This window comes from Rhizobium sp. WYJ-E13 (assembly GCF_018987265.1).
Taxonomy (GTDB): domain Bacteria; phylum Pseudomonadota; class Alphaproteobacteria; order Rhizobiales; family Rhizobiaceae; genus Rhizobium.
In genome coordinates this window covers 973,119-995,090 of record NZ_CP076853.1, presented here as the reverse complement: position 1 = coordinate 995,090, position 21,972 = coordinate 973,119, and the positions used below count along the sequence as shown (strand labels likewise).

General features: G+C 60.1%; 23 protein-coding genes, 1 tRNA gene and 1 pseudogene. 11 read left to right on the top strand and 14 right to left on the bottom strand.

Annotated elements, in window-relative coordinates; translation table 11 throughout:
* Positions 1-124 precede the first annotated feature (124 nt).
* Positions 125-1,228, bottom strand: a complete 1,104-nt coding sequence (locus KQ933_RS04975; protein ID WP_216757660.1) for a COX15/CtaA family protein — start codon at positions 1,226-1,228, stop codon at positions 125-127.
* Between the two features lie 115 nt (positions 1,229-1,343).
* On the opposite strand from KQ933_RS04975, the gene KQ933_RS04970 reads away from it, so the two are divergent.
* Both KQ933_RS04970 and KQ933_RS04965 read left to right on the top strand, forming a co-directional pair.
* Positions 1,344-1,553, top strand: a complete 210-nt coding sequence (locus KQ933_RS04970; RefSeq protein ID WP_037096587.1) for a DUF2842 domain-containing protein — start codon at positions 1,344-1,346, stop codon at positions 1,551-1,553.
* Positions 1,554-1,678: 125 nt separating this feature from the next.
* Positions 1,679-2,914 (top strand): GNAT family N-acetyltransferase, encoded by a 1,236-nt coding sequence (locus KQ933_RS04965; protein WP_216757659.1) that lies wholly within the window; start codon positions 1,679-1,681, stop codon positions 2,912-2,914.
* Between the two features lie 3 nt (positions 2,915-2,917).
* Here the strand turns inward: KQ933_RS04965 and KQ933_RS04960 are convergent, their stop codons facing one another.
* A complete protein-coding gene (locus KQ933_RS04960) occupies positions 2,918-5,104 on the bottom strand; it encodes a GumC family protein (protein WP_216757658.1) in 2,187 nt (728 codons plus the stop codon).
* A 187-nt stretch (positions 5,105-5,291) separates the two neighbouring features.
* Here KQ933_RS04960 and KQ933_RS04955 point away from each other — a divergent pair, with 187 nt between their 5' ends.
* Genes KQ933_RS04955 through KQ933_RS04935 form a run of 5 tightly spaced genes read left to right on the top strand, consistent with a single transcriptional unit; the run spans position 5,292 to position 10,219 of the window.
* Positions 5,292-5,867, top strand: coding sequence for a polysaccharide biosynthesis/export family protein (locus KQ933_RS04955; RefSeq protein ID WP_183730433.1), 576 nt, complete (start codon positions 5,292-5,294; stop codon positions 5,865-5,867).
* Positions 5,868-5,870: 3 nt separating this feature from the next.
* Positions 5,871-7,040, top strand: coding sequence for a glycosyltransferase family 4 protein (locus KQ933_RS04950; RefSeq protein WP_216757657.1), 1,170 nt, complete (start codon positions 5,871-5,873; stop codon positions 7,038-7,040).
* A gap of 55 nt (positions 7,041-7,095) precedes the next feature.
* Positions 7,096-8,658 (top strand): undecaprenyl-phosphate glucose phosphotransferase, encoded by a 1,563-nt coding sequence (locus KQ933_RS04945; RefSeq protein WP_216757656.1) that lies wholly within the window; start codon positions 7,096-7,098, stop codon positions 8,656-8,658.
* Positions 8,655-9,929, top strand: a complete 1,275-nt coding sequence (locus KQ933_RS04940; RefSeq protein ID WP_216757655.1) for an O-antigen ligase — start codon at positions 8,655-8,657, stop codon at positions 9,927-9,929. The genes KQ933_RS04945 and KQ933_RS04940 overlap by 4 nt, the downstream gene beginning before the upstream one ends.
* On the top strand, positions 9,926-10,219 hold the full coding sequence (locus KQ933_RS04935; RefSeq protein WP_216757654.1) for a multiprotein-bridging factor 1 family protein: 294 nt from the start codon (positions 9,926-9,928) through the stop codon (positions 10,217-10,219). Before KQ933_RS04940 ends, KQ933_RS04935 begins: the two co-directional genes overlap by 4 nt.
* A 107-nt stretch (positions 10,220-10,326) precedes the next feature.
* Here KQ933_RS04935 and KQ933_RS04930 read toward each other — a convergent pair whose 3' ends face one another.
* Both KQ933_RS04930 and KQ933_RS04925 read right to left on the bottom strand, forming a co-directional pair.
* The gene (locus tag KQ933_RS04930) at positions 10,327-10,539 is read right to left on the bottom strand and encodes a hypothetical protein (RefSeq protein ID WP_216757653.1); all 213 of its coding nucleotides are present in this window, start codon (positions 10,537-10,539) and stop codon (positions 10,327-10,329) included.
* Between the two features lie 435 nt (positions 10,540-10,974).
* Positions 10,975-11,196: a hypothetical protein gene (locus KQ933_RS04925; protein WP_216757652.1), complete on the bottom strand. Its 222-nt coding sequence runs from the start codon at positions 11,194-11,196 to the stop codon at positions 10,975-10,977.
* 524 nt (positions 11,197-11,720) lie between these two features.
* On the opposite strand from KQ933_RS04925, the gene KQ933_RS04920 reads away from it, so the two are divergent.
* A tRNA-Pro gene (locus KQ933_RS04920) sits at positions 11,721-11,797 on the top strand.
* 235 nt (positions 11,798-12,032) lie between these two features.
* On the opposite strand, the gene KQ933_RS04915 is transcribed toward KQ933_RS04920, so the two are convergent.
* Positions 12,033-12,350 carry a hypothetical protein gene (locus KQ933_RS04915; protein ID WP_216757651.1) on the bottom strand — a complete coding sequence of 106 codons (318 nt, stop codon included), beginning with the start codon at positions 12,348-12,350 and terminating at the stop codon, positions 12,033-12,035.
* A gap of 166 nt (positions 12,351-12,516) precedes the next feature.
* Positions 12,517-12,759, bottom strand: coding sequence for a hypothetical protein (locus tag KQ933_RS04910; protein ID WP_216757650.1), 243 nt, complete (start codon positions 12,757-12,759; stop codon positions 12,517-12,519).
* 46 nt (positions 12,760-12,805) lie between these two features.
* Here KQ933_RS04910 and KQ933_RS04905 point away from each other — a divergent pair, with 46 nt between their 5' ends.
* Complete coding sequence (locus tag KQ933_RS04905; RefSeq protein ID WP_216757649.1) at positions 12,806-13,117, top strand: hypothetical protein; 312 nt, start codon at positions 12,806-12,808, stop codon at positions 13,115-13,117.
* Between the two features lie 27 nt (positions 13,118-13,144).
* On the opposite strand, the gene KQ933_RS04900 is transcribed toward KQ933_RS04905, so the two are convergent.
* Positions 13,145-13,813 (bottom strand): HAD family hydrolase, encoded by a 669-nt coding sequence (locus KQ933_RS04900; protein WP_216757648.1) that lies wholly within the window; start codon positions 13,811-13,813, stop codon positions 13,145-13,147.
* A gap of 265 nt (positions 13,814-14,078) precedes the next feature.
* Here KQ933_RS04900 and KQ933_RS04895 point away from each other — a divergent pair, with 265 nt between their 5' ends.
* Complete coding sequence (locus tag KQ933_RS04895) at positions 14,079-14,420, top strand: response regulator (RefSeq protein ID WP_216757647.1); 342 nt, start codon at positions 14,079-14,081, stop codon at positions 14,418-14,420.
* 89 nt (positions 14,421-14,509) lie between these two features.
* On the opposite strand, the gene KQ933_RS04890 is transcribed toward KQ933_RS04895, so the two are convergent.
* The 6 genes and pseudogenes from KQ933_RS04890 to KQ933_RS04865 form a co-directional block, all read right to left on the bottom strand.
* Positions 14,510-15,052: a MerR family transcriptional regulator gene (locus KQ933_RS04890; protein WP_216757646.1), complete on the bottom strand. Its 543-nt coding sequence runs from the start codon at positions 15,050-15,052 to the stop codon at positions 14,510-14,512.
* A 148-nt stretch (positions 15,053-15,200) separates the two neighbouring features.
* The gene (locus KQ933_RS04885) at positions 15,201-15,539 is read right to left on the bottom strand and encodes an integration host factor subunit alpha (protein WP_007819963.1); all 339 of its coding nucleotides are present in this window, start codon (positions 15,537-15,539) and stop codon (positions 15,201-15,203) included.
* Between the two features lie 106 nt (positions 15,540-15,645).
* Complete coding sequence (locus tag KQ933_RS04880) at positions 15,646-16,617, bottom strand: beta-ketoacyl-ACP synthase III (RefSeq protein WP_216757645.1); 972 nt, start codon at positions 16,615-16,617, stop codon at positions 15,646-15,648.
* Positions 16,618-16,636: 19 nt separating this feature from the next.
* Entirely contained in the window at positions 16,637-17,683 is a 1,047-nt protein-coding gene (gene plsX / locus KQ933_RS04875) for a phosphate acyltransferase PlsX (RefSeq protein ID WP_216757644.1), read from the bottom strand.
* A 101-nt stretch (positions 17,684-17,784) separates the two neighbouring features.
* A complete protein-coding gene (locus tag KQ933_RS04870) occupies positions 17,785-18,339 on the bottom strand; it encodes a DUF177 domain-containing protein (protein WP_216757643.1) in 555 nt (184 codons plus the stop codon).
* 11 nt (positions 18,340-18,350) lie between these two features.
* Positions 18,351-18,942: pseudogene (locus KQ933_RS04865) on the bottom strand (ubiquinol-cytochrome C chaperone family protein).
* Positions 18,943-19,130: 188 nt separating this feature from the next.
* Here KQ933_RS04865 and KQ933_RS04860 point away from each other — a divergent pair.
* A complete protein-coding gene (locus KQ933_RS04860; protein WP_216757641.1) occupies positions 19,131-19,664 on the top strand; it encodes an outer membrane protein assembly factor BamE in 534 nt (177 codons plus the stop codon).
* A gap of 73 nt (positions 19,665-19,737) precedes the next feature.
* Here KQ933_RS04860 and KQ933_RS04855 read toward each other — a convergent pair whose 3' ends face one another.
* Complete coding sequence (locus tag KQ933_RS04855) at positions 19,738-21,876, bottom strand: sodium-translocating pyrophosphatase (protein WP_216757640.1); 2,139 nt, start codon at positions 21,874-21,876, stop codon at positions 19,738-19,740.
* Between the last annotated feature and the right edge of the window lie 96 nt (positions 21,877-21,972).

Genomic DNA, 21,972 nt, shown 5'->3' with positions numbered 1-21,972 from the left:
TTCATAGGATCGCCCATGCGCCAAGCCGATAATCTAGCACGTCACGGCAAATCCATGCGAGGAGCATCGCATTGATCCCATTCACTCTTCCGCGAGCCAGGGGATAGGACGTCTCTATCCCTGCTCAGTCGCGCTCGTCGATAACAGTCGCGCGGGGATATTCGCCGTAGTAGCCGCGCCAGTTGGCGACGGCGAAACCGAATACCACCAACGCACCTGCCTGATGCAGCAGACCCCAATGCAGCGGCACCTCAAGCAGCAGCGTGGTGATGCCGATTGCCGCCTGGATCGTGATAAGCACGAAGAGCACCACGGCCCGGCGCGCATGGGTGGTCGAGGCAGCGGCGCGCAGTGCGATCACCATATTGATGAGCGCGATCGCAAAGAGCGTGTAGGCGCCAAAGCGATGGATGAACTGCACCGTCTTCGGGTTTTCGAAGAGATTGATCCAGAAGGGCTGCTGGATGAAGAGATCGGAGGGCACAACGGCGCCGTCCATCAGCGGCCAGGTATTATAGGTGAAGCCGGCATCGAGGCCGGCGACCAGCGCACCGAGATAGATCTGGAAAAGCGAGAAGATGGCGATGGCGGCCGCCCAGCGGTGGGAATTCCTTGTCGGGGCCGCATCATCGGAATGCGGCGAGAGCCCGCGCATGATCCACATGCAGGAGGCAAAGATCAGGCAGGCCATGACGAGATGGGTGGCAAGCCGGTACTGGCTGACATCCGTGCGCACCGCGAGGCCGGAGGAGACCATCCACCAGCCGATGAAGCCCTGCAGGCCACCGAGCGCCAGGATGCCGGCAAGCGGCCAGCGCAGGCGCCTCTCGATCCTGCCGGTCACCCAGAAAAAGACCAGCGGCAGCGCGAAGATGACGCCAATGCCGCGCGCGATCAGCCGGTGTGCCCATTCCCACCAGAAGATGCTCTTGAACTCATCGACCGTCATGTCGCTGTTCAGCTGCTGGAATTCGGGGATACGCTGATAGAGCTTGAACTCCTCTTCCCATTCGGCGGCATTCAGCGGCGGAACAACACCATGGATCGGCTTCCATTCGGTGATGGATAGGCCGGAATTGGTCAGCCGCGTCGCGCCGCCCACAAGCACCAGACAGAAGAGCGCCAGAAGCACGAAGCCCAGCCAGATGCGCACGGCGCGGCGGTTATTATCCTGCCTGCGCACTTCGGTGCGGATCGCCTGCTCGGGGCTCAGGTTCGCGACGGCCATGATCTCTCCTTTTATCCGGCAGTTGATTTGCCCCAGCGGCTGATGCAAAACAAGCCCCGAACCTTTGCGGCATGCCGTCGCGCCGGTTCAATCCCATCCGCTCGAAAGTTATACGATGCCCGTCCGCCTTCGCAAATTCATCGGCACGATCCTGATCATCATCCTCGTGCTTTTCTATGCGATTGTGGCGAATACGATCGCGGTCGCCACACTTGGCAATGCGCCGTGGTGGGGACATCTGCTTTACTTCGCGCTCACCGGCCTGCTCTGGGTGCTGCCGGCGATGGTCATCATCAAGTGGATGGCCGGCCCGAGACAGCAGTAGGGCGGATTAACGGCGGAATAACCCTGATCTGCGGAAAACCGCAGCCAGGCGCAGCGGTTAAACCAAATATACGTCTCGGCGCTCTACCTTCCTCTGCAACACATCTCTTGACCGGAGAAAGACCAGTGCAGACGCAGAGGCTCGATATTCTGGAACAAAAGTTTGACGCTGCTGCGCAAGCCGAAGCCGGCATTTCCCGGCTGCGACAACTCAGCGTGAAACTCGCCATGGCCGAACTCGATATCAAGCTTTTCGACAGGATGGAGCCCCTTGAAGAGGAATGGCGCGCGCTGGAGCGCGACAACCTTTCCTCGCTGCATCAGAGCTATGACTGGTGCGCGGCTTGGGTGGCCGCCTTCCGCCGTCCGCTCGCCATCCTGCGCGGCAGGAGCGGCAACCACACCGCCTTCATCCTGCCAGTGGAAATCGTCGCCGCGCGCGGCATGCGGATCGCCAAATTCATCGGCGCCGACCACAGCAACATCAATACCGGCCTGTTTTCGCAAGCCTTTGCCGAAGATGGTGATGCGGTAGACAGCCATCGCCTCGCCGCCGGCCTTCGTGCAGCACTCGCCGGCAAGGCCGATTTGCTTCTTTTGCAGAATATTCCGCTGGAATGGCGCAGCCGTCGTAACATGCTTGCCGGCCTGCCCATGGTGCAGAACCAGAACCACGCCTATCAGCTTCCGCTCCTCGATACGTTCGAGAAGACGCTGCAGCAGCTCAACGCCAAAAGCAGGCGCAAGAAATTCCGCACGCAGAGCCGGCGGCTGGAGGCGGTCGGTGGCTTCGACTACATCGCGCCGGAAGCATCCGCGGAGCAGCATGAACTGCTCGACATGTTCTTCCGCCTGAAAAGCGCCCGCTTCGCCTCGCTCGGCCTGCCCGATGTCTTTGCGGATGCCGAGACCAAGGCCTTCCTGCACGGGCTGATCGACAAACGGATTGGCGACAATTTCGGCCTGCAGATGCGCGCCCTGCGCCTGAAGGGCGAGTATGAGGGACGCATCGCCGCGCTGTCGGGGATTTCCCGCAAAGAGGACCACGTCATCTGCCAGTTCGGTGCGATCGACGAGGATCTGGTTGCGGATGCAAGCCCCGGCGAATTCCTCTTCTGGCAGATGATATCGAGCCTGCACGGCAAGGGAGTGGCACTCTTCGATTTCGGTCTCGGCGACCAGACCTACAAGCGCTCCTGGGCGCCGGTCGAAACGGACCATTACGATGTGGTTCTGCCGATCTCAGGCATCGGCATCGCAGCCGGCACGGCGCACCGGGCAATTACCCGCGGCAAGGCCTTCATCAAGGCCCGCCCTGGTCTCTATAAATTCGCCCAGAGCATCCGGGCCAAGATTGGCTGAAGATCAGGCAGCATGGCGCGCGGGGCTGCGCATCGCGACCTCTTCGCCAACCGACATCAGAACCACACGCTCGTAGCCGGCGTCCTGGAAATCCTGCATCAGGCCGACGAAGGCAGCTTCTTCGATCTCAGGCAGAGACAGGATAATCTCGATCTCCTTGCTGCGCGTCAGTCTTGACACGCTGGCGACATCGGCCGCGCCGCATTCCACGATGACGATATCGTAGGCCGATGACAGCGCATCGAGCAGCAGCGACAGCCGATCGGCGCCTCGCATGGCGCGACGTACATCGCTCACACCCTGCGGGATCAAGTGCGCATCGGAAAGCCGGTCGCCATGGATCGTCTCGCCGAAGGCAGCCTCGCCGCAGAGAAGATCGGTAACGCCCGGTGCCTCGGGGTTTTCAGCCATGAGTTCGGTCGGATAGCCGGAGCCGGTCATGTCGATCAGGATCACCCGGCGTCCATCATCGGCCAGCAGGCGTGCCAAGGCAACAGTTGCGGCGGAGCCATTATCACCGGTCGGGGATATGGAAACGGCGAGCGGAGCACGGCAGTCGGCGAGATAGCTTGCGACGGAAGAGACGGAGAACTCGTTCTCGTCGGCAGGCGCTTCCTCGACCGGCTCGACTTCGGGCTCCTCGTCGTCGTCGACGGCTGCCGTCAGCATACTGGGCTTGGCAGGCCTTGCTGCGGGAACGGGAGCCGTTCCCGCAGGAATGGCAGCTGCTCCGCCCTGCTCTTCCTCCTCGACGCTGTCTTCGATGGTGCGAGATTCGACTTCCAGAGGCTCGACCGGGCGAAGCGCGCGGCCACTGAAGAGTTCGGAGAGCATGACGACGATCGCGCTCATGATGAGGGTTGCGACGGCAGCAACGATGACGATAGGCACGACTTTCGGGAAATAAGGATCGACCTGCTCGATCGCTTTCGAAACGATACGGGCGTCCGCCGGGCTGGAATTCCGGTCGGCACGGGACGCGGCTTCGCGGTAGCGAACGAGGTAGGTTTCGAGAAGCTGGCGCTGGGCGTTCGCCTCCCGCTCCAGCGCGTTCAGGCCGACTTCGTCCTCGCCTGCCCTGGCGCTGTTGGCCTGCAGCTTATCGGACTGCTGCTCAAGTTCCTTGGCGCGCAGATCGGCGACCTTCGTCTCGTTTTCGATGCTGGCAAGGATCTTCTGCGTTTCCTGGCGGATCTGCGTGCGGATATCGGCAAGCTGGGCACGCAGGCTCTTCAGCCGCGGATGGTTGTTGAGCAGGCTCGTCTGCAGGTCTGATATCTGCGATTGCAGGCCGGATTCGGTCGCCTTCAGCCGCTGGATCGACTGCGACGACATGATGTCACCTAGCGTATCGGAGGCTTCGCCTGAAGACAGCGCATTGCGCACGGCTTGTGCCCTCGCCTCGGCATTCGCCTTGTCTGTACGCACGCGGGTCAGCTCGACGGAAATGTCGTTGAGCTGCTGCGCGGTGAAGGTCGTCGTGCCATTGGTCTGCAACAGGCCGTGGGTCGTGCGGTAATCGGCGACCTTTTTCTCGGCCTCGCTCACCTTCTGGCGCAGGCTGTCGATCTCGGGTTCGAGCCAGCGCGTCGCTTCCGAGTTGGAGTCGAGCTTGGCGCCGCTCTGGATCGCCAGGTAGACCTGCGCCATGGCGTTCGGAATGCTCGCGGCGAGCTTCGGATCCTTGGAGGTGAAGGTAATGCCGATGACGCGCGAGCCCGGCACCTGATAGACCTGCAGACGCTGGGTGAAGGCGTCGATGACACGCTCTTCCGGCGGATTTTCCAGCGGGTTCTTCTTCAGGTGCAGCGCCACGAGGATATCGGTGAGCGCGGAGCCGTTCGCGGCAGCATCGAATTCCGGCAGATTGTAGAGCTTCAGATTGTTGATGACCTGCTTAATGAGGTCGGCCGATTGCAGAAGCTGCACCTGGCTGGCGATATTCAGCTCATCGAGCAGCGGTCCAGCATTGGCGTCACTCGTCTGCGTATTGGCAAAGGCCGGAGCGCGCGGTTCGATGAGTACGCGTGTCTCGCTGCGATATTGCGGCGAAACGATCTTGGCGCCGGCAAAAGCGACTGCCGCACCGAATGCGGTGATCGTCAATATTCTCAGACGACGTGCCCAGACCGCGCGCGCAAGCTGGCCGAGGTCGATGTCCACATCCTGATCACTCGCTACGCGGGACATACTCATTACTCCAATACGAACTGCCCGAAGCGTAAACGACCATGGTAACTCAACGGTTAATGGCAACTCCCTCGCAAACAAGATGCTCCTGATAAAGGATTTGAGGAAATCGGCGGTTTTTTTACCGGGCATTAACCCTAATAGATCGATAACGGCTCGACCGAATTATCTTCCTGTGAGCAAGCGGATGCCCTTCGTCCAGCCCAAGATCCTGATGGCTATGAGCCTTGTCGCCATGATGGCTGCACTGGCGGGCTGCACCACCTATCGGCCGGCGCCGAAGGCCTTCAACCAGGCGACGATCCAGCCCTATTCGCTCGACAGCGGCGACCGCCTGCGCATCACCGTCTTCGATCAGGCAACGCTGACCAATACCTATACGGTGGATCAGGCCGGCTATATCGCATTCCCCCTTATCGGCCAGGTCCCTGCCCGCGGCCGCACCCTGCAGCAACTCTCGGGCCAGATCGCCCAGAAGCTGCAGCAGGGCTATCTTCGCGATCCTGATGTCACCATCGATGTCGACCGGTATCGTTCCGTCTTCATCATGGGCGAAGTCGGCCAGCCCGGCCAATATGCCTATGTGCCCGGCATGACCGTTCAGAACGCCATCGCAGTTGCCGGCGGCTTCACCAGCCGCGCCAACCAGAGCATGGTCGACGTCACGCGCAAGATCAACGGACAGGTGCTGACGGGCCGCGTCAATATTTCCGGCCCGATCATCGCCGGCGACACGATCTATGTCCGCGAACGGCTTTTCTAGCCGATGATAGAACAGAGGCCCCTCCGCATTCTTCACTGCTTCCGCTCGCCGGTCGGCGGAATTTTCCGCCATGTCCGCGATCTCGTGGAGGAACACAGCCGGGCGGGCCATGACATCGGCATCATCTGCGACAGTTCGACCGGCGGCGAATATGAGGACAGCCTCTTCGACGATATCCGCCCCTATCTTTCGCTCGGTCTGATGCGCATTCCGATACGGCGCTCCATCAGCCCGTCGGATGCAGCGGTTCTCTGGAATACATTCAAGGAAATCAGGAGCTTGCGGCCGGATGTGCTGCATGGGCACGGCGCCAAGGGCGGCGTGCTCGCGCGGCTTGCCGGCTCAGCCCTGCGGGTCAACAGGTATCGCGTAGCCCGCCTCTATACTGCGCATGGCGGAAGCCTGCATTATTCCCGCGCCTCCATGCTCGGCCAGTTCGTGCTGCGCATGGAGCGGCTGCAGGAGTATTTTACCGATGCGCTGGTCTTCATCTGCGAATACGAGCGACAAACCTATGCGACCAAGGTGGGCCGGCCCCGGGTCATGAACCGGCTGATCTATAACGGCATCGGCGCACGGGATTTTTCCGATATTCCGACCCGCTCCGACGCCGTACATTTCATCTATGTCGGCATGCTGCGCGATCTCAAAGGCCCGGATCTTTTCATCGACGCCTTCGCCAAGACCGAGCGCCTGCTCGGCCGGCCGCTTTCGGCGCTGATGATCGGCGACGGACCGGAACGCGACCGTTATCGCGAGATGATGGTCGAGCGCGGCCTCGGCAAGCGCATCGGCATGCTGCCCGCCATGCGCGTGAGGGAGGCCTTCTCCATGGCGCAGAATCTCGTCGTCCCCTCCCGCGCCGAAGCCATGCCTTACATCGTTCTGGAAGGGCTCGGCGCCGGCAAGACGGTCATCGCCTCGCGTGTCGGCGGCATTCCCGAGGTGCTTGGAACAGACAGTCCCGCACTGGTGACACCGGGGGATTCCGACGATCTGGCGCGGGTGATGGCGGAGGCACTGACAGTGCCCGGCTGGCACGACAAGGTCATGCCTTCTCCTGAAGCGGTCAAATCGGTCTTTTCCGCGCCGGTCATGGCCCGCGAAGTGCTGAAACTCTACGGCGAGCTCGTCAATCCCGCTACGGCACAGGCAATCTCGGCCGCCTCGTAAAAGTTTCTTAGGGGCTTTCTGTTATCCCGCTCACATCAACGAGCGATGAAGCCCCATGAACAAGCTGGAAAAGAGCGGACAGTTCGACGTGGAAGCCCTGCGCAAGCAGGTTTCTGATGTAGAGACGCGCGGCGACGCCTCTATGCATGCTGCCGGCGATACGCCTCCCATCAATCCCTATGCCCGTCAGATTGCCGAGCAGTTTCGTGACGGAACCTACTCGCCTGTCATCATTATCGGCCAGTTGCGGCTGCTGGAATTCCTGACGCAGTTCGTCATCGGCCTTGTCACCTTCTATTTCGCACCCGGCGACGGCAGCGACAGCATCGCGATGCGGGCCGTCATGGCGGCTGTCGTTTCAGCATCGACCGTCGTGGCGATTCAACTTGCCGATACCTATTCCATTCCGGCTCTCAGAGCCCGCGTGCGATATCTGCCACGTGCGTTCGCAGCATTCGCCATCGTCTTCGTGCTGACAACAGGCAGCTTCTCGCTCTTGCGCGGCCTCAGCGCAGCTACTGCGGAATCCTACGGTATCTGGTTTATTGCAGGTGCGCTCTTTCTGGTTATCGAGCGCTTCCTCGTGGCGCAGGGCATCCGCAACTGGGCGCGCAACGGCATCATGGAGCGCCGCGCCGTCATCGTCGGCGGGGGCGAGCCGGCCAAGGAACTGATCCGCATGCTGGAGCAGCAGGCGGATAACGACATCCGTATCTGCGGCATCTTCGACGACCGCGGCGAGAAGCGCTCGCCGATCATGGTGGCGGGCTATCCGAAGCTCGGCACGGTGAGTGAACTCGTCGAATTCGTGCGGATGACGCGCATCGACATGCTGATCATCGCACTGCCGCTGTCTGCCGAAGCACGTATTTTCGAACTTTTGAAGAAACTCTGGGTGCTGCCGGTCGACATTCGCCTTGCCGCACACGCCAATCGCCTGCGTTTCCGCCCGCGCGCCTATTCGCATGTGGGCGCAGTGCCGATGCTCGATATTTTCAAGAAGCCGATCCGCGACTGGGATTCCGTTGCCAAACGGGCATTCGATATCTTCTTCACCATCATCGCGCTCTGCCTGCTCTGGCCGATCATGCTGGCGACAGCGATCGCCGTGAAGGCGACCTCGGAAGGGCCGGTCTTCTTCATGCAGAAGCGTCATGGCTTCAACAACGAGATCATCAACGTCTTCAAGTTCCGCTCCATGTACGCCAGCATGGGTGATCCGACGGCAAGGGCTGCCGTCACCAAGGGTGATCCGCGTGTCACACCCGTCGGCCGCTTCATCCGCAAGTCCTCGATCGACGAGCTGCCGCAGCTCTTCAACGTGCTGAAGGGCGAACTTTCGCTGGTCGGCCCGCGTCCGCACGCCGTGCTCGCGCAGGCGCGCGAACGCGCTTTCGCCGATATCGTCGACGGTTATTTCGCCCGTCACCGCGTCAAGCCCGGTGTCACCGGCTGGGCGCAGATCAACGGCTGGCGCGGCGAAGTGGACAATGACGAGAAGATCAAGTTCCGCACGGCCTACGACCTCTATTATATCGAGAACTGGTCGCTCTGGTTCGACCTCAAGATCCTGTTCCTAACGCCGATCCGGCTGCTCAACACGGAAAACGCCTATTGAGCGCGATCGACGCATCCCATGTGCGCGTGGCCCAGCCGCAACGGCAGACGCTGCGCCTCATCGGCTCGGCGGCGGTCGCTTTCGGGGTCTTTCTTTCCGGCTTCGTCATCGACGAGCCGGCGCCTTATGAATTGTGGATGGCGGGGCTGATCGGACTCTGGTTCATCCTCGGCCTGAAGATATCGCGCACCACCGCGCCGCTCATGGCGCTGCTTCTGACCTTCAATATCGGCGGCATGCTGTCGCTTACTCAGATGCGGGACCTGGCGACCGGCCCGATGTATATTGCCGTCTCCACCTTCCTGGCTCTGACCTCCATCTTCTACGCCGCGATCATCGAGGACAGCCACAAGCGGCTGCCGCTGATCTTCAATGCCTGGAGTTTTGCGGCTGTTATCACGTCCCTACTCGGCATACTCGGCTATTTCCACGCCTTTCCGGGCTCGGAAGTCTTCACGCTCTACGACCGCGCCAAGGGCGCCTTCCAGGACCCGAACGTCTTCGGCCCCTTCCTCGTGCCGCCGGGGCTTTACCTCGTCCACGGCATTCTCGCCGGAAATCTCAAGACGTCACCGATCAGGGCGGGAGCGCTGCTCATCCTGGCGCTCGGCATCTTCCTCTCCTTCTCACGCGCAGCATGGGGCCTCTTCGCCTTGGGTGTGGTGGTACTGATCTTTATCATGCTGCTGAAGGAGCGCAGCGGTGCCTTCCGGCTGCGGGTGCTGGTCCTGTCGCTCGGCGCGATCATCCTGATGGTGGCCTCGCTGCTGGTCGCGCTGCAGGTTCCCAAGGTCAGCGAGCTCTTCTCCGCCCGCGCCCAGCTCGTGCAGCAATATGACGGTGAACACCTCGGCCGTTTCGATCGCCATCGCATCGGCTTCCAGATGATGATGGAACGGCCGCTCGGCATAGGACCGCTGGTCTTCGGCACCATGTTTCCGGAAGACGAACACAATATCTGGCTGAAATCGCTGACGACCTATGGCTGGCTGGGCTTCGTCAGCTATGTCGGCATGCTGTGCTGGACGCTCTATCTCGGCTTCCGCAACATATTGCTCGACCGGCCGTGGCAGCCTTTTCTCATGGTCGCGTGGATTTCCGTTCTCGGCCATGCGGCGATCGGCAACGTGATCGACATCGACCACTGGCGGCACGTCTACCTGTTGTTCGGCATCGTCTGGGGTTGTGCGGCGCTGGAAGTTCGTCACAAGCGCTCGAGCCGCTCACAGACACTTGAGAAGTTCGGCAAAAGCGCTAGATCTCCGGCATGATTACAGGGACACAGATACGTGGCGCACGCGCCATGATCGGCATGAGCATCGAGGATCTCGCAGCTCATGCAGGACTTTCCGTCGAAACAGTCCAGGCGCTGGAAAACGGCGAATCGGTGGGCGAGACGCGCGCCACGATCGACGTGCGCAATACGCTGGAAGCCCACGGCATCATCTTCATCGCCAGCGGCAACCAGGATGAAGGCGGCCCTGGCATACGCCTGCGCGCCCGCAGCTCCAACGATGACGGCATCAGGCCGGAAAACCTCAACGCTGCCAATGACGATTGACGGACCAGGCGCCTCTCAGGCGTCATATCGTCCACGAAGCGAGCAAACCCGAAGGCGTCGAGATGAGCATCGGCAAGAACGGTGTCTCGGTCGAGCAGACCTGAGCTTTAGAGATAAGTCTTGGCGAGAATGCTCAGCTTGCCGCTGTCCTTCACGCCCTGCCTGTAAAGCTGGATGAGAGCTGCACCGATCCGGTCGGCTTCCGGCGTGCGGGGAGTGATGCCGCTGTCGTCGCAAACCTGGCTTAAAACCCGCGACAGCAAGTCGATATCTTCCGAGAAGAGCGGTAAATCCTGGGGGTGAACTGACGATTTCAACATCGCGCCACATTTCCCTTAGAGGGCACAACGCATCGTTATTGTTGCGCAGCCGACGCCCTCCCTGTCAGCCTCGTTCGCATTATGCGCGTAGCCCGAAATTTTAGCAACCGAGCAATTAAATCGTCGGGAACAATCTCGTGCTTCGTGCGTTACGGGCCGTTTGGAATACATATGGAATGCGGAGCCGTGAACGAAAAGCGCTTCCGTTTGCCCGTGAGGGTCAAATCTCCAAGCAACGGCTTCATTGTCGCAACCGCCTGGGATGCCGTCGAAATATCTCGAGCGCTGACCGGCCAAGCGGCCGCGAATACCGCATAGCGCTCCAGCACTGCCTCTATGCGGTGGATCGGCTGAAAAAGCGAGCGCAGCACAGGCCTCCCTTCGTGTTGGCCGCCGGAACCGCTGAACAATTGGTGTAAGAATTGAAGATTCGGCTCAGAATTTCAGCCGGTCGCTCGCTGCATAGAGCTGAAACTGGTTAAAGCCTTCGATGATCGCCTTGGCGCCGACCTCGGCCACATACTCTTCGGCAAGCTCCGCAAGCGCAAGGGCAACATCCCCTTCCGGCCAGCCGGCTTTCACGGCCTCCTCGGAGAGGGCCTTGAACGCAACGGCAAGGGTCTGCCGGCAATCCTGACTGTTACTGTCGATCGTCATACGCCCGAAACTACGCTTTCCTACGATTTCCCTTTCTTACACGTTCAGCAACAAAATTGCGAATAAATTCCAATTTCAAACGTCAAAGATTGGAAATGTCGCAGACGCTTGGCCTCAGCCAAAGGTAGACTTGACTGAATATACAATAAATCTCCTTCTTTAAGCAGGAATATTTAGTCACGATATTAAGGAAATATTTTACCGGAAATTTATCGGCTTAAAAACTGCAACCGGAAATCTATATTATTTCAGCACGATGCCGTCTCTAGCTTAACGCCATATTGCCCAGCAGCGAAAGAATTTCCATGCCACGTCGGCGTATGCAAGGACTTTTGACGCTTTGCGCAGACTTTTTTCGGCAGTCATCCGCCGGTTTTGAGGATTCCAGGCAGCACCGGAGAGGCAGAGTAAAAGCTGCCTGACAGACATTCCATTGGACAAGTTCCGTTTTATGATCACGCCGGCATTTTTCCCTTGCGTCCAAAAACCGAAAAGTCTAACAGGAGCAAGCCGTTTCGGCAGGTCGGGGCGTAGCGCAGCCCGGTAGCGCACTTGACTGGGGGTCAAGGGGTCGCTGGTTCGAGTCCAGTCGCCCCGACCATTTAATCCCTTGAAATCTCAGTCTAAAACAGCCGGTTGACTTCGCGGCCAACCGGACGGCGGAGCGTAGCGCGCATAGCGTCCGGATTTGAGCGATCAGTCCTGGAAATTCCCATATATCGCCTCCCGCGTCTGACCAAAATCATGTGGCGTGAAGCCGACCCCGCTCTTCATCCTTGCTCCGCCAAATGACACGTCGCCGTCCGGCGTGAGGGCGCGACGAGCCAGCGGATGCCTCAGTGAATGGTGTGGGGTAATCCGTCCCAGGAGGACGTCAGGTCTTCAAGCAGGACGAGGAGTTTTTCGAATTCGGCAAGCACGGAGCGGAATTCTTCGTTGTCCAACAAGGCGATCTGCGAAGCCTTGGTCGAAAGGGATGCGATCAATCGCTCGATCCATGTGCATCGGTCCGCAGGCACGTGTCCGAGAATATCGTCCCGGTATTCCTGGAGGTAGCTGTGGATGCGCGCCACGATCACACGGCGGTCGGTCGCCCCGAGCGTGGCAAGATTGCTTCGAGCCGTCTGCAGTTCCGCGATGATCGATATCTGCATCTCTCTCCCCTTGGTTCGTCACCACTCCTGACGCGGCCGAATACCACGATCACGGAGCGTTCGACACGGACCAAGGTCTGACGACATCGAGGGGCGTGGTTTGGTTGCTATCTTACACTGCCGAAGGTCTAACGGAAGATCCCGGTCCAAGAGCAAAACGAGGTGCTTAGCGCGAATCATCCGTCCATATGCGGCGCTGGCCGCGATAGATATACTGTCCGGAGCCCTGGCGCGTATTGTCGCGATAATAGTCACGGCGGTTGCGGTTGCGGTCGTCGCCGGCGCAGCGCTCCGGAAAACGGCGGCAATCCTCGCGGTTTTGGCGGTCGACGCGCGGATTAGTCGGATCAACAGCCATTGCATTACTGGCAAGCATTGCTAAAGCTAAGGCAAGAACGACCTTGATCATTTCACTCTCTTCAATCTGCCGCAGACCATTGCGTGGAGTTTACCACATGCTGCCAAGCCGCTCACTTCTCATCGGCGTGATCGTAACGCTGGCTTCCTCGCATATCGCATTGGCAGAAAACGTCCAGTTCCGGAACGCCAGGGAAAATGAAATCCGGCAGCTTCTGAACGGCGCCAGCGATCTACGGAAGGCCTCCAACGGCTACGAATACCGCCAAGGCAACAAGAACGGCTACAAGATTTCAAACGGTCAGATCTGCGTTCTTTTTCCCAACAAGCAGACCGACTGCGTCTCGATCAAGACGGATGGCAAGGTGCTGCAAATGATCGATAACAAGGGCAATCGCGTCAAGCTCTGAGCCCGGCGTGCTACAAATCGGCTGCCATCATAGCGCGGCCAATGTGAGCTTGCCGTCCGCCATCGTACGCGGCTGCCAAGAGACATAGTTGTAAATCGTGAAGTGCGGCGTTTCGAAGGGCGTCGCATGGGTTTCAGCGATGACGGTGACATCTGCGCCGGCAGCTTCGCCGGCGAGAATGCCGGCAACCGCGTCCTCGAAGACCAGGCAGCGGGCGGGATCGACGCCGAGACGGCTTGCGCCAAGCAGGTAACATTCCGGGCTCGGCTTGCCTGCCGATACTTCCTCACCACTGACGATCATTTTCGGCATGGGAATGCCCGCTGCCGCCATACGGAGACGGGCGAGTTCGATGGGCGCGGAGGTGACGATGCCCCAACGATCGGCGGGCAGTGCATTCAGGAAGCGGATGGAACCCGGAATCTCGATGATACCTTCGAAATCCTCCATCTCTTCCTTCAGAAGGAGCTTGGCCTCGGCGACCGGATCGACACCGGGAAGACCGAGCTGCCTGATCGCATCGGATGCACGAACGCCGTGGATGGTCTTGAGCAGGACTTCCGGCTCGAAGCCGTGGCGGACAGCCCACTCGCTCCAGACGCGCTCGACGACGGCGATGGAGTTCAGCACCGTGCCGTCCATATCGAAGAGGAAGGCATCGTAGGTCTTATCGAGAACGCGATGGGAAGCGGACACAGGAGGTTCCTTGCGAAGCGGAGGCGTCATGCCTCCGCGACTAAACGAGCGCGGGAGCGGCGTCAACTCGGCTCGCACGGTTGACCTCGGGATGGGAATGCTCTTGATGTCGGCCTGTGCGCCGGGTCGGCGGGGACCATGAAGCATGGCTGGCGTTCTCTCCGATGGTTGGCTCCGCAGCCTTGACGAGCAGCCGGCTCAGGACACATAAGCCGTGACACCCAGCAAAGGGCCTGGCACGAGTTGCGCAAGGGCGGACGGGACCATGAAAGACATACTCATCGTCGAAGACGATGCGCTGATCGCCATGCTGCTTGAGGAAATGCTTGGGGATCTCGGCTATCGCGTGACCGCCAGTGTCCCGGATCTGGAGCAGGCGCTCGATGCAGCCGAGAACAAGGAATTCGACGCAGCTATCCTCGATGTATCGCTGGCTGGAAAGAGTTCGCTGCCGGTCGCGAAACTGCTTGAGGCACTTGGCAAGCCCTATGTCTTCGCGACGGGATATGGCAGCGCGCCCGAAGGCACCAATTCAAGCCAGCCTATCCTCAGAAAACCGTTTCAGCTCTCCGATCTCGAAAAAGCGCTCAAGGGCATGCAGGCCTGAAGCGAATCGCGATCTCCAAGATTCGCCGGTAACGCTTCAGCTTCCTGCCGCACGCCTGTCGTCACTGTAAAACCGCTGCGCGACGTGCCTTATCGCACCTGATCAAGCAGGCGCTTGCATTCCAGGAGATCGTAAAGCGCCTCCTGGAGAAGCGCACGGTCCTCCTTGCCGACACTCGACTTGCCGACCGAGATTTCCGGCTGATCGTCCTCGCCGCTGACGAAATTGAAGAAGCGGCGCGTGATCGGCGGCTTGGCGCGACCGACGATCTGGTCCTCTTCCGCCATAGCGACGCGCGGTTCGCCTGCGACAATATCGCCCACGTTGGTCGAGAGTGCCTCGACGCTTGCAAGATCGCCGTGACCAACCGCGACGACAAACTTGTTGCCGTTGGTCTTCAGCAACTTCTGCACGCCCTTGATCGTATAACCATGATCATAGAGCAGATGGCGGATGCCTTTCAGGAGATCCACATCCTCCGGCCGGTAATAACGCCGGCCACCGCCACGCTTCATCGGCTTTATCTGCGGAAAGCGGGTTTCCCAAAAGCGCAGCACATGCTGCGGCAGGTCAAGATCATCAGCAACTTCGCTGATGGTGCGAAAGGCATCCGGGCTCTTGTCCAACGTCATACTGCTACGCGACCTCGCGGATCCATCCAAAACGGCGACTCATCATATTTCAACGGTTTGGAGCCGCGAATTCAAGTCACGTCTTCGCGTTGCGCACAGCCGGAGGAGCGACGCGGCAAAAGTTTCCGTTCAGCGGGAAAAAAGATGATCAGGCAGCCGGGTTTTGCGGCTTGGTTTTGCCCTTCCGGGCAACATGGGACTTGAGAATGCGCGTCTTGAGCACATTCGACGCCTTGAAGGTCATGACGCGACGGGGCGAAATCGGAACTTCCTCGCCGGTCTTCGGGTTGCGGCCGATGCGCTCGTTCTTGTCGCGCACCTGGAAGGTTGCGAAAGAGGAGAGCTTGACGGTCTCGCCGCGTACGATGGCGTTGCAAATCTCGTCGATGACCGTTTCGACGAGCTCAGCAGATTCCGTCCGGGAGAGACCGACCTTCCGAAAAACGGATTCCGCCAGGTCTGCTCGCGTAACTGTCTTTCCGGTCATGGTTTCCCCGCCCAATAGAAAATATTTTGTGAAAGTGGACGAAGATTATTTGTCTTGTGCCTCACGGTCAAGCTCTTGTTCGCCGCCAGTTTTTTAGGATTCGTGCCTACCAGCGCAGCAAAGCCGCGCCCCAGGTGAAGCCGCCGCCCATCGCTTCCAGCATCACGAGATCGCCCTTCTTGATGCGTCCGTCGCCGGCAGCCGTCGCAAGAGCCAGCGGAATGGAGGCAGCGGACGTGTTGCCATGCAGATCGACTGTTATGACGACCTTTTCCGGGGCAATGTTCAGCTTCTTGGCCGAACCGTCGATGATGCGACGATTGGCCTGGTGGGGGACCAGCCAGTCGAGATCCTCTGATGTCGTGCCGGTCGAATCGAAAGCGGCCTGGATGACGTCGGTAATCATACCCACGGCATATTTAAAGACCTCGCGGCCTTCCATGCGCAGTTTGCCGACCGTACCGGTCGAGGACGGACCACCGTCGACATAGAGCTTGTCCTTGTGCGAACCATCGGAGCGCAGATGCGCGGTCAGCACGCCGCGGTCTGCCGCCGTCCCCTTGCCCTCGGCTGCTTCCAGCACGATCGCGCCGGCGCCGTCACCGAAAAGCACGCAGGTGGTGCGGTCATTCCAGTCGAGTATGCGGGAGAAGGTCTCAGCGCCGATGACGAGCACGCGCTTGGCAAGACCGCCACGGATATAGGCGTCAGCCGTCGTGACCGCATAGACGAACCCCGTGCAGACGGCCTGGACGTCGAAGGCGAAGCCATGCGCCATGCCGAGACGGTTCTGGATGTTGACCGCCGTCGCCGGAAAGGTGTTGTCAGGCGTCGAGGTCGCACAGATGATCACGTCGATATCGTCAGGCGTCAGGCCGCCATTTGCCAGCGCAGCACGTGCTGCCGCCTCGCCGAGCGATGCCGTGGTCTCGTCATCACCGGCAATGTAGCGCTGGCGGATGCCGGTCCGCTGGACGATCCATTCGTCCGACGTGTCGACGATACCTTCCATTTCACGGTTGGTCATTACGCGCTTCGGCAGTGCAGCCCCGAAGCCGCGAACCACAGATCGGATCATATTGCTTGAACCTCGTTGCTCACGCGGCTTCCGGCCCCATCGGGGGCAGCCGCTTGGCATGGTATTTTTTGAGATCGTTTTCTATTTTCTGTGTCAGGCCATTCTTGGCCATGTCATAACCGACTTCGATGGCCGCGGCGATGCCTTCGGCATTCGCCCCGCCATGGCTCTTGATGACGATGCCGTTGAGGCCGAGAAACACGCCACCATTGACCTTGCTCGGATCGAGCTTCTCACGCAGCATGTCGAAGGCGCTCTTGGCGAGGAGATAGCCGATGCGGGCAAGCAGCGTGCGCGACATGGCAGCGCGCAGATAGCCGGCGATCTGCCGGGCCGTACCTTCCGCAGCCTTCAGCGCGATATTGCCGGAAAAGCCTTCGACAACCACGACATCGACGGTACCCTTGCCGAGATCATCACCTTCGACGAAGCCGGAATATTCGAGCGAATCGAGATTGGCTTCCCGCAGCAGGCGGCCGGCTTCCTTGACTTCTTCCTGCCCCTTGATTTCCTCGACGCCAACATTCAGCAAGCCGACGGTCGGACGCTCAACCTCGAAGAGCGCGCGCGCCATGGCGCCGCCCATGAGCGCGAAATCCATCAATTGCTGCGAGTCGGCGCCGATCGTGGCGCCAACATCGAGCACGATGCTTTCGCCCTTCATCGTCGGCCAGATGGCGGCGATCGCCGGGCGTTCGATATTGGCCATCGTGCGCAGACAAAACTTGGCCATTGCCATGAGCGCGCCGGTATTGCCTGCGGAAACGGCGACATCGGCCTCGCCGGACTTCACCGCTTCGATGGTGCGCCACATGGTGGAGACATAGCGGCCGCGGCGCAACGCCTGGCTCGGCTTCTCTTCCATGCTGACGGCAAGTTCGCAATCGTGAAAGGTCGACTTTTCCCTGAGCTTGGGAAACTTCGCCAGAACCGGGTCGCACTGTTCCTTGATGCCGTAAAAGACGAAGGAAATATCCGGGTGCCTGTCCAGCGCCTTGGCAGCACCGGGGATGACAACCTGGGGACCAAAGTCGCCACCCATGAGGTCGAGAGATATTCTGATCACGCGTCCCTGATCCTTCTTTTTCGCCTCAGGGGCGAAATTTCGGCCAAAATACCGGTTTTGGCGTCGCTTACAACTGAATTATGGCAAATGCCGGTGTTGCTTCAGTCCTTTTTCCAGTCTTTGAGCGCGGCAAACGCTGAGGGCTTCCGGTCATTTTCCCCCGTATCCTCGATATGAGCCTCGAACTCCACGCCTTCCTTGCGCGGATAGGGATCGATGGCGAGTGCGGCGAATTCCGCGACGATCTCGCCGGCATCGATCGTATCGCCGGTAAAGATTTCAGGCAGGTCCGGACCGTCGGGATCCAGCACCATTTCCCCGGTATCATTGGCGGGATGGCGGGCGAGCTTGGAATTTTCCGGCACGAAGATCTGCTCGAAGGTCTCATCGATTGCAGATTCGACCGGCTCGAGCGTGACGATGCAGGACTGGACGATCTTCGCCTGTACGCGTCCCTTGACGCGGATGCCGTCGCGCTTCCACCTGTTGATCTGCAGGTCGGCATGGAGATCGTCCACCGACACGACGTTCCAGCTTTCGGCCAGCGCCTTCAGCTCGTCCTTGTCGGCGCTCACGCGGACCTCGACAGGATTGGCGGAGATGTGTCCGACCTTGACCGGATATGAAAAGGGAATCTCGCTCAGATCTTTCTTCATGATTCTACTCCTCAGGCGACCCCGGGGATCGTCGCCGAACCGGTGGCGATCGCCTCTTCGGGAATGGCCGACAGGTGGGCCTCCGCCGCCACCATCCATTGCGCCAGCCCGCTCATATCGGCGGGCTCGGCTGCTTCGGGATAAATATTGCGCTGGAGGGCCACGGAAAGTGCGGCAGCATCGCCGGCATCCATAGCCTTCGAATAGGCTTCCAACCGTCCATAAAACATGCCTGCGAGCTTCTTCATGCGCTTCGGCACGCTGTTATCGCCGATTCCGAGCTCGCGGATCGAATAGTCGATATCCTGAAAAAAAGCATCGACGATTTCCTGGGCGATCTCCTGGCCGCTCGTCCCGGAGGTGCGGGTACGGCGGAAAAACAGGATCATGGCGATCGACAGCATCTCGAAGCGGCCCATGACGGTATCGGGCACGTCAAGGCGCTCATAGAGCTCCGGCATGCGGGCGGCAGCCGTCAGCGCGGCGTATTGCCGGTCGATGATGGTCTGGTTGCTGTTTCTCTTACCGAAGAGCCCGAAGATCATTTGTTTTTTCCGGAAATGCCGCATTCTTGGCGCCGAGCGGCACCGGGCCTTGTTGCATGATTTCGAAAGCTGGTTTACCGAAGCAGGCGCGAATTGCAATGCCGTTCGTGGCCGGTTTCGAGACAGGTGCGCTCCGGTGCACAACGAGACAGATCGGGAGAATTCGACCCCGGAATGGCCACAATGGTTCTGCAGGAGGAAGCACGCAGTGTTTGGAATGGCTGCTATCGATACTCAAGGGAGTAGATGTCGTTGAAGAAACGGTATTTCAAGTCTGACATGAAATTCTTCAGCAATGCGGCCATTGCCATCATAATCGCCTCCGCCACCACACTCTCAGGATGCCAGACGAGCACCGTGCTGAACGGCGGCTATATCGTCGACGAGCAGTCGTTGGCGCTGGTGCCTGAAGGTTCCAGTCGTGAGCAGGTGCTGCTGTCGCTCGGCACGCCGTCGACCACGGCAACCTTCGACGGGGAAGTCTTTTATTACATCTCGCAGCGCCGCCAGCGCTCGATGGCATTCCAGAAGCTGCGCGTCACCGCCCAGAGCATTCTCGCCATCTATTTCGACAAGGACGGGGTTGTTGCCCGCCGCGCCAACTACACCCTGCAGGACGGCAAGGTATTCGACACGATTTCCCGCGTCACGCCGACCGGCGGTCGCGAACTTACCTTCCTGCAGCAGATGCTGTCCGGCGGCAGCGCAGCGAATGCGGCCAAGAGCCTCTTCGGTGGCGGCGCCGGCGGCACGCCGCAGAACCCGTCCAGCCTGCGCTAAAACAAGCTGTTTCCTATACAAAAACCCGCCGGAATCGCTTCCGGCGGGTTTTTGTATTGTTGGCTAGCGCACCTTAATGCGCGAGAATCGCCAGAAGCAGCAGGGCTACGATATTAGTGATCTTGATCGCCGGGTTGACGGCGGGACCGGCCGTATCCTTGTAGGGATCGCCGACGGTATCACCCGTCACCGATGCCTTGTGAGCATCCGAGCCCTTCATGTGGCGCACGCCGTCCTTGTCGACGAAGCCATCCTCGAAGCTCTTCTTGGCATTGTCCCACGCGCCGCCGCCCGAGGTCATCGAGATCGCGACGAAGAGACCGTTGATGATGACGCCAAGCAGCGATGCCCCAAGCGCTGCAAAGGCCGACGCCTTGGAGCCGGAGATGATGAGCACGCCGAAATAGACGACGATAGGCGCTAGCACCGGCAGCAGCGACGGGATGATCATTTCGCGGATCGCAGCCTTGGTCAGAAGATCGACGGCGCGGCCGTAATCAGGCTTTTCCGTGCCCTGCATGATGCCTGGCTTTTCACGGAACTGCTTGCGCACTTCCTCGACGATCGCGCCGGCGGCACGGCCGACAGCGGTCATGGCGATGCCGCCGAAGAGATAGGGAATCAGGCCACCGAACAGCAGACCGGCAACCACGTAAGGGTTAGACAGATCGAATGAGATCGTGCCGATATTCTGGAAATAAGGATACTGGTCGGGATGCGCGGCAAAATATTGCAGGTCGTTCGCATAGGCCGCAAAGAGCACCAGCGCGCCGAGACCGGCCGAACCGATCGCGTAACCCTTGGTGACGGCCTTCGTCGTGTTGCCGACGGCATCGAGCGCATCCGTGGACTTGCGCACTTCCGGCGGCAGGTGGGACATTTCCGCGATGCCGCCGGCATTGTCCGTGACCGGACCGAAAGCGTCGAGCGCAACAATCATGCCGGCAAGGCCGAGCATCGCGGTGACCGCGATGCCGGTGCCGAACAGGCCGCCGAGCTGATAGGTGGCAAGAATGCCGCCGACGATGACGATTGCAGGCAGCGCCGTCGATTCCAGCGATACCGCAAGACCCTGGATGACGTTGGTACCGTGGCCGGTAACCGATGCCTGGGCGATCGACACGACCGGGCGCTTGCCGGTGCCGGTATAGTATTCGGTGATGACGACGATCAGCGCTGTGACGACGAGGCCGACGAGACCGCAGAAGAAGAGCTTCGTGCCGGTAACGTCAAAACCGGCGACCTGACCGAGCGAACCCCAGCCGACCGTCAACGAGGTTGCGGCACCGAGGCCGATGACAGACAGAAGGCCGGTGACGATGAGGCCCTTGTAGAGGGCGCCCATGATCGAGCCGTTGGGGCCGAGCTTGACGAAGAAGGTGCCGATGATCGAGGTGATAATGCAGGCGCCGCAGATCGCCAGCGGGTAGATCATGGCCGACTGCAGGATGGGTGCGCCGGCAAAGAAGATTGCCGCCAGAACCATGGTCGCGACGACGGTCACGGCATAGGTTTCGAACAAGTCGGCCGCCATGCCCGCGCAATCGCCGACATTGTCGCCGACGTTATCGGCAATGGTTGCCGGATTGCGCGGATCGTCTTCCGGAATACCGGCTTCGACCTTGCCGACGAGGTCGCCGCCGACGTCGGCGCCCTTCGTAAAGATACCGCCGCCGAGACGGGCGAAGATCGAGATCAGCGACGCGCCGAAGCCGAGCGCCACGAGGGAGTCGACGACTTCACGCGAGCCGGCCTCGTGTCCGAGCACGATCGTCAGCACGTAATAATAGATCGAGACGCCGAGAAGCGCGAGGCCGGCAACCAGCATGCCGGTGATCGCGCCCGATTTGAAGGCGATGTCCAGGCCGGCCTTGAGGCTCGTGGACGCTGCCTGGGCGGTGCGCACGTTGGCGCGGACGGAGACGTGCATGCCGATGAAGCCGGCAGCACCCGAGAGGACGGCGCCGATCAGGAACCCGATCGCGGCCGTGGCGGAAAGGAGCAGCCATGCTGCAATGAAAACAACAATGCCGACGATGGCAATGGTTCTATACTGACGCGTCAGATAGGCCTGTGCGCCCTCGCGAATATAGCCCGCGATCTCCTGCATGCGGCTGTTTCCCTGATCGGCAGCAAGCACCGACCGGGTTGCCCAGATGGCATAGACCACCGAGAGCAGGCCACATGCGATTACCAATAAAAGAATGGTCATTCGCTCTTTCCTCCCATAAGCCGGAACTCACTCCTTCTCCGGCGACGAACGCTGCTGAATCGACTCCTCTCCACAGAAACGCCCAGCAGGCGAGTG

Coding starts and splice junctions, on each gene's coding strand:
- KQ933_RS04975 (WP_216757660.1), bottom strand. CDS start 1,228: ATGGCCGTCGCGAACCTGAGCCCCGAGCAGGCGATCCGCACCGAAGTG.
- KQ933_RS04970 (WP_037096587.1), top strand. CDS start 1,344: ATGCCCGTCCGCCTTCGCAAATTCATCGGCACGATCCTGATCATCATC.
- KQ933_RS04960 (WP_216757658.1), bottom strand. CDS start 5,104: ATGTCCCGCGTAGCGAGTGATCAGGATGTGGACATCGACCTCGGCCAG.
- KQ933_RS04955 (WP_183730433.1), top strand. CDS start 5,292: ATGCCCTTCGTCCAGCCCAAGATCCTGATGGCTATGAGCCTTGTCGCC.
- KQ933_RS04950 (WP_216757657.1), top strand. CDS start 5,871: ATGATAGAACAGAGGCCCCTCCGCATTCTTCACTGCTTCCGCTCGCCG.
- KQ933_RS04945 (WP_216757656.1), top strand. CDS start 7,096: ATGAACAAGCTGGAAAAGAGCGGACAGTTCGACGTGGAAGCCCTGCGC.
- KQ933_RS04935 (WP_216757654.1), top strand. CDS start 9,926: ATGATTACAGGGACACAGATACGTGGCGCACGCGCCATGATCGGCATG.
- KQ933_RS04930 (WP_216757653.1), bottom strand. CDS start 10,539: ATGTTGAAATCGTCAGTTCACCCCCAGGATTTACCGCTCTTCTCGGAA.
- KQ933_RS04925 (WP_216757652.1), bottom strand. CDS start 11,196: ATGACGATCGACAGTAACAGTCAGGATTGCCGGCAGACCCTTGCCGTT.
- KQ933_RS04915 (WP_216757651.1), bottom strand. CDS start 12,350: ATGCAGATATCGATCATCGCGGAACTGCAGACGGCTCGAAGCAATCTT.
- KQ933_RS04910 (WP_216757650.1), bottom strand. CDS start 12,759: ATGATCAAGGTCGTTCTTGCCTTAGCTTTAGCAATGCTTGCCAGTAAT.
- KQ933_RS04905 (WP_216757649.1), top strand. CDS start 12,806: ATGCTGCCAAGCCGCTCACTTCTCATCGGCGTGATCGTAACGCTGGCT.
- KQ933_RS04895 (WP_216757647.1), top strand. CDS start 14,079: ATGAAAGACATACTCATCGTCGAAGACGATGCGCTGATCGCCATGCTG.
- KQ933_RS04890 (WP_216757646.1), bottom strand. CDS start 15,052: ATGACGTTGGACAAGAGCCCGGATGCCTTTCGCACCATCAGCGAAGTT.
- KQ933_RS04885 (WP_007819963.1), bottom strand. CDS start 15,539: ATGACCGGAAAGACAGTTACGCGAGCAGACCTGGCGGAATCCGTTTTT.
- KQ933_RS04880 (WP_216757645.1), bottom strand. CDS start 16,617: ATGATCCGATCTGTGGTTCGCGGCTTCGGGGCTGCACTGCCGAAGCGC.
- KQ933_RS04870 (WP_216757643.1), bottom strand. CDS start 18,339: ATGAAGAAAGATCTGAGCGAGATTCCCTTTTCATATCCGGTCAAGGTC.
- KQ933_RS04860 (WP_216757641.1), top strand. CDS start 19,131: ATGTCGTTGAAGAAACGGTATTTCAAGTCTGACATGAAATTCTTCAGC.
- KQ933_RS04855 (WP_216757640.1), bottom strand. CDS start 21,876: ATGACCATTCTTTTATTGGTAATCGCATGTGGCCTGCTCTCGGTGGTC.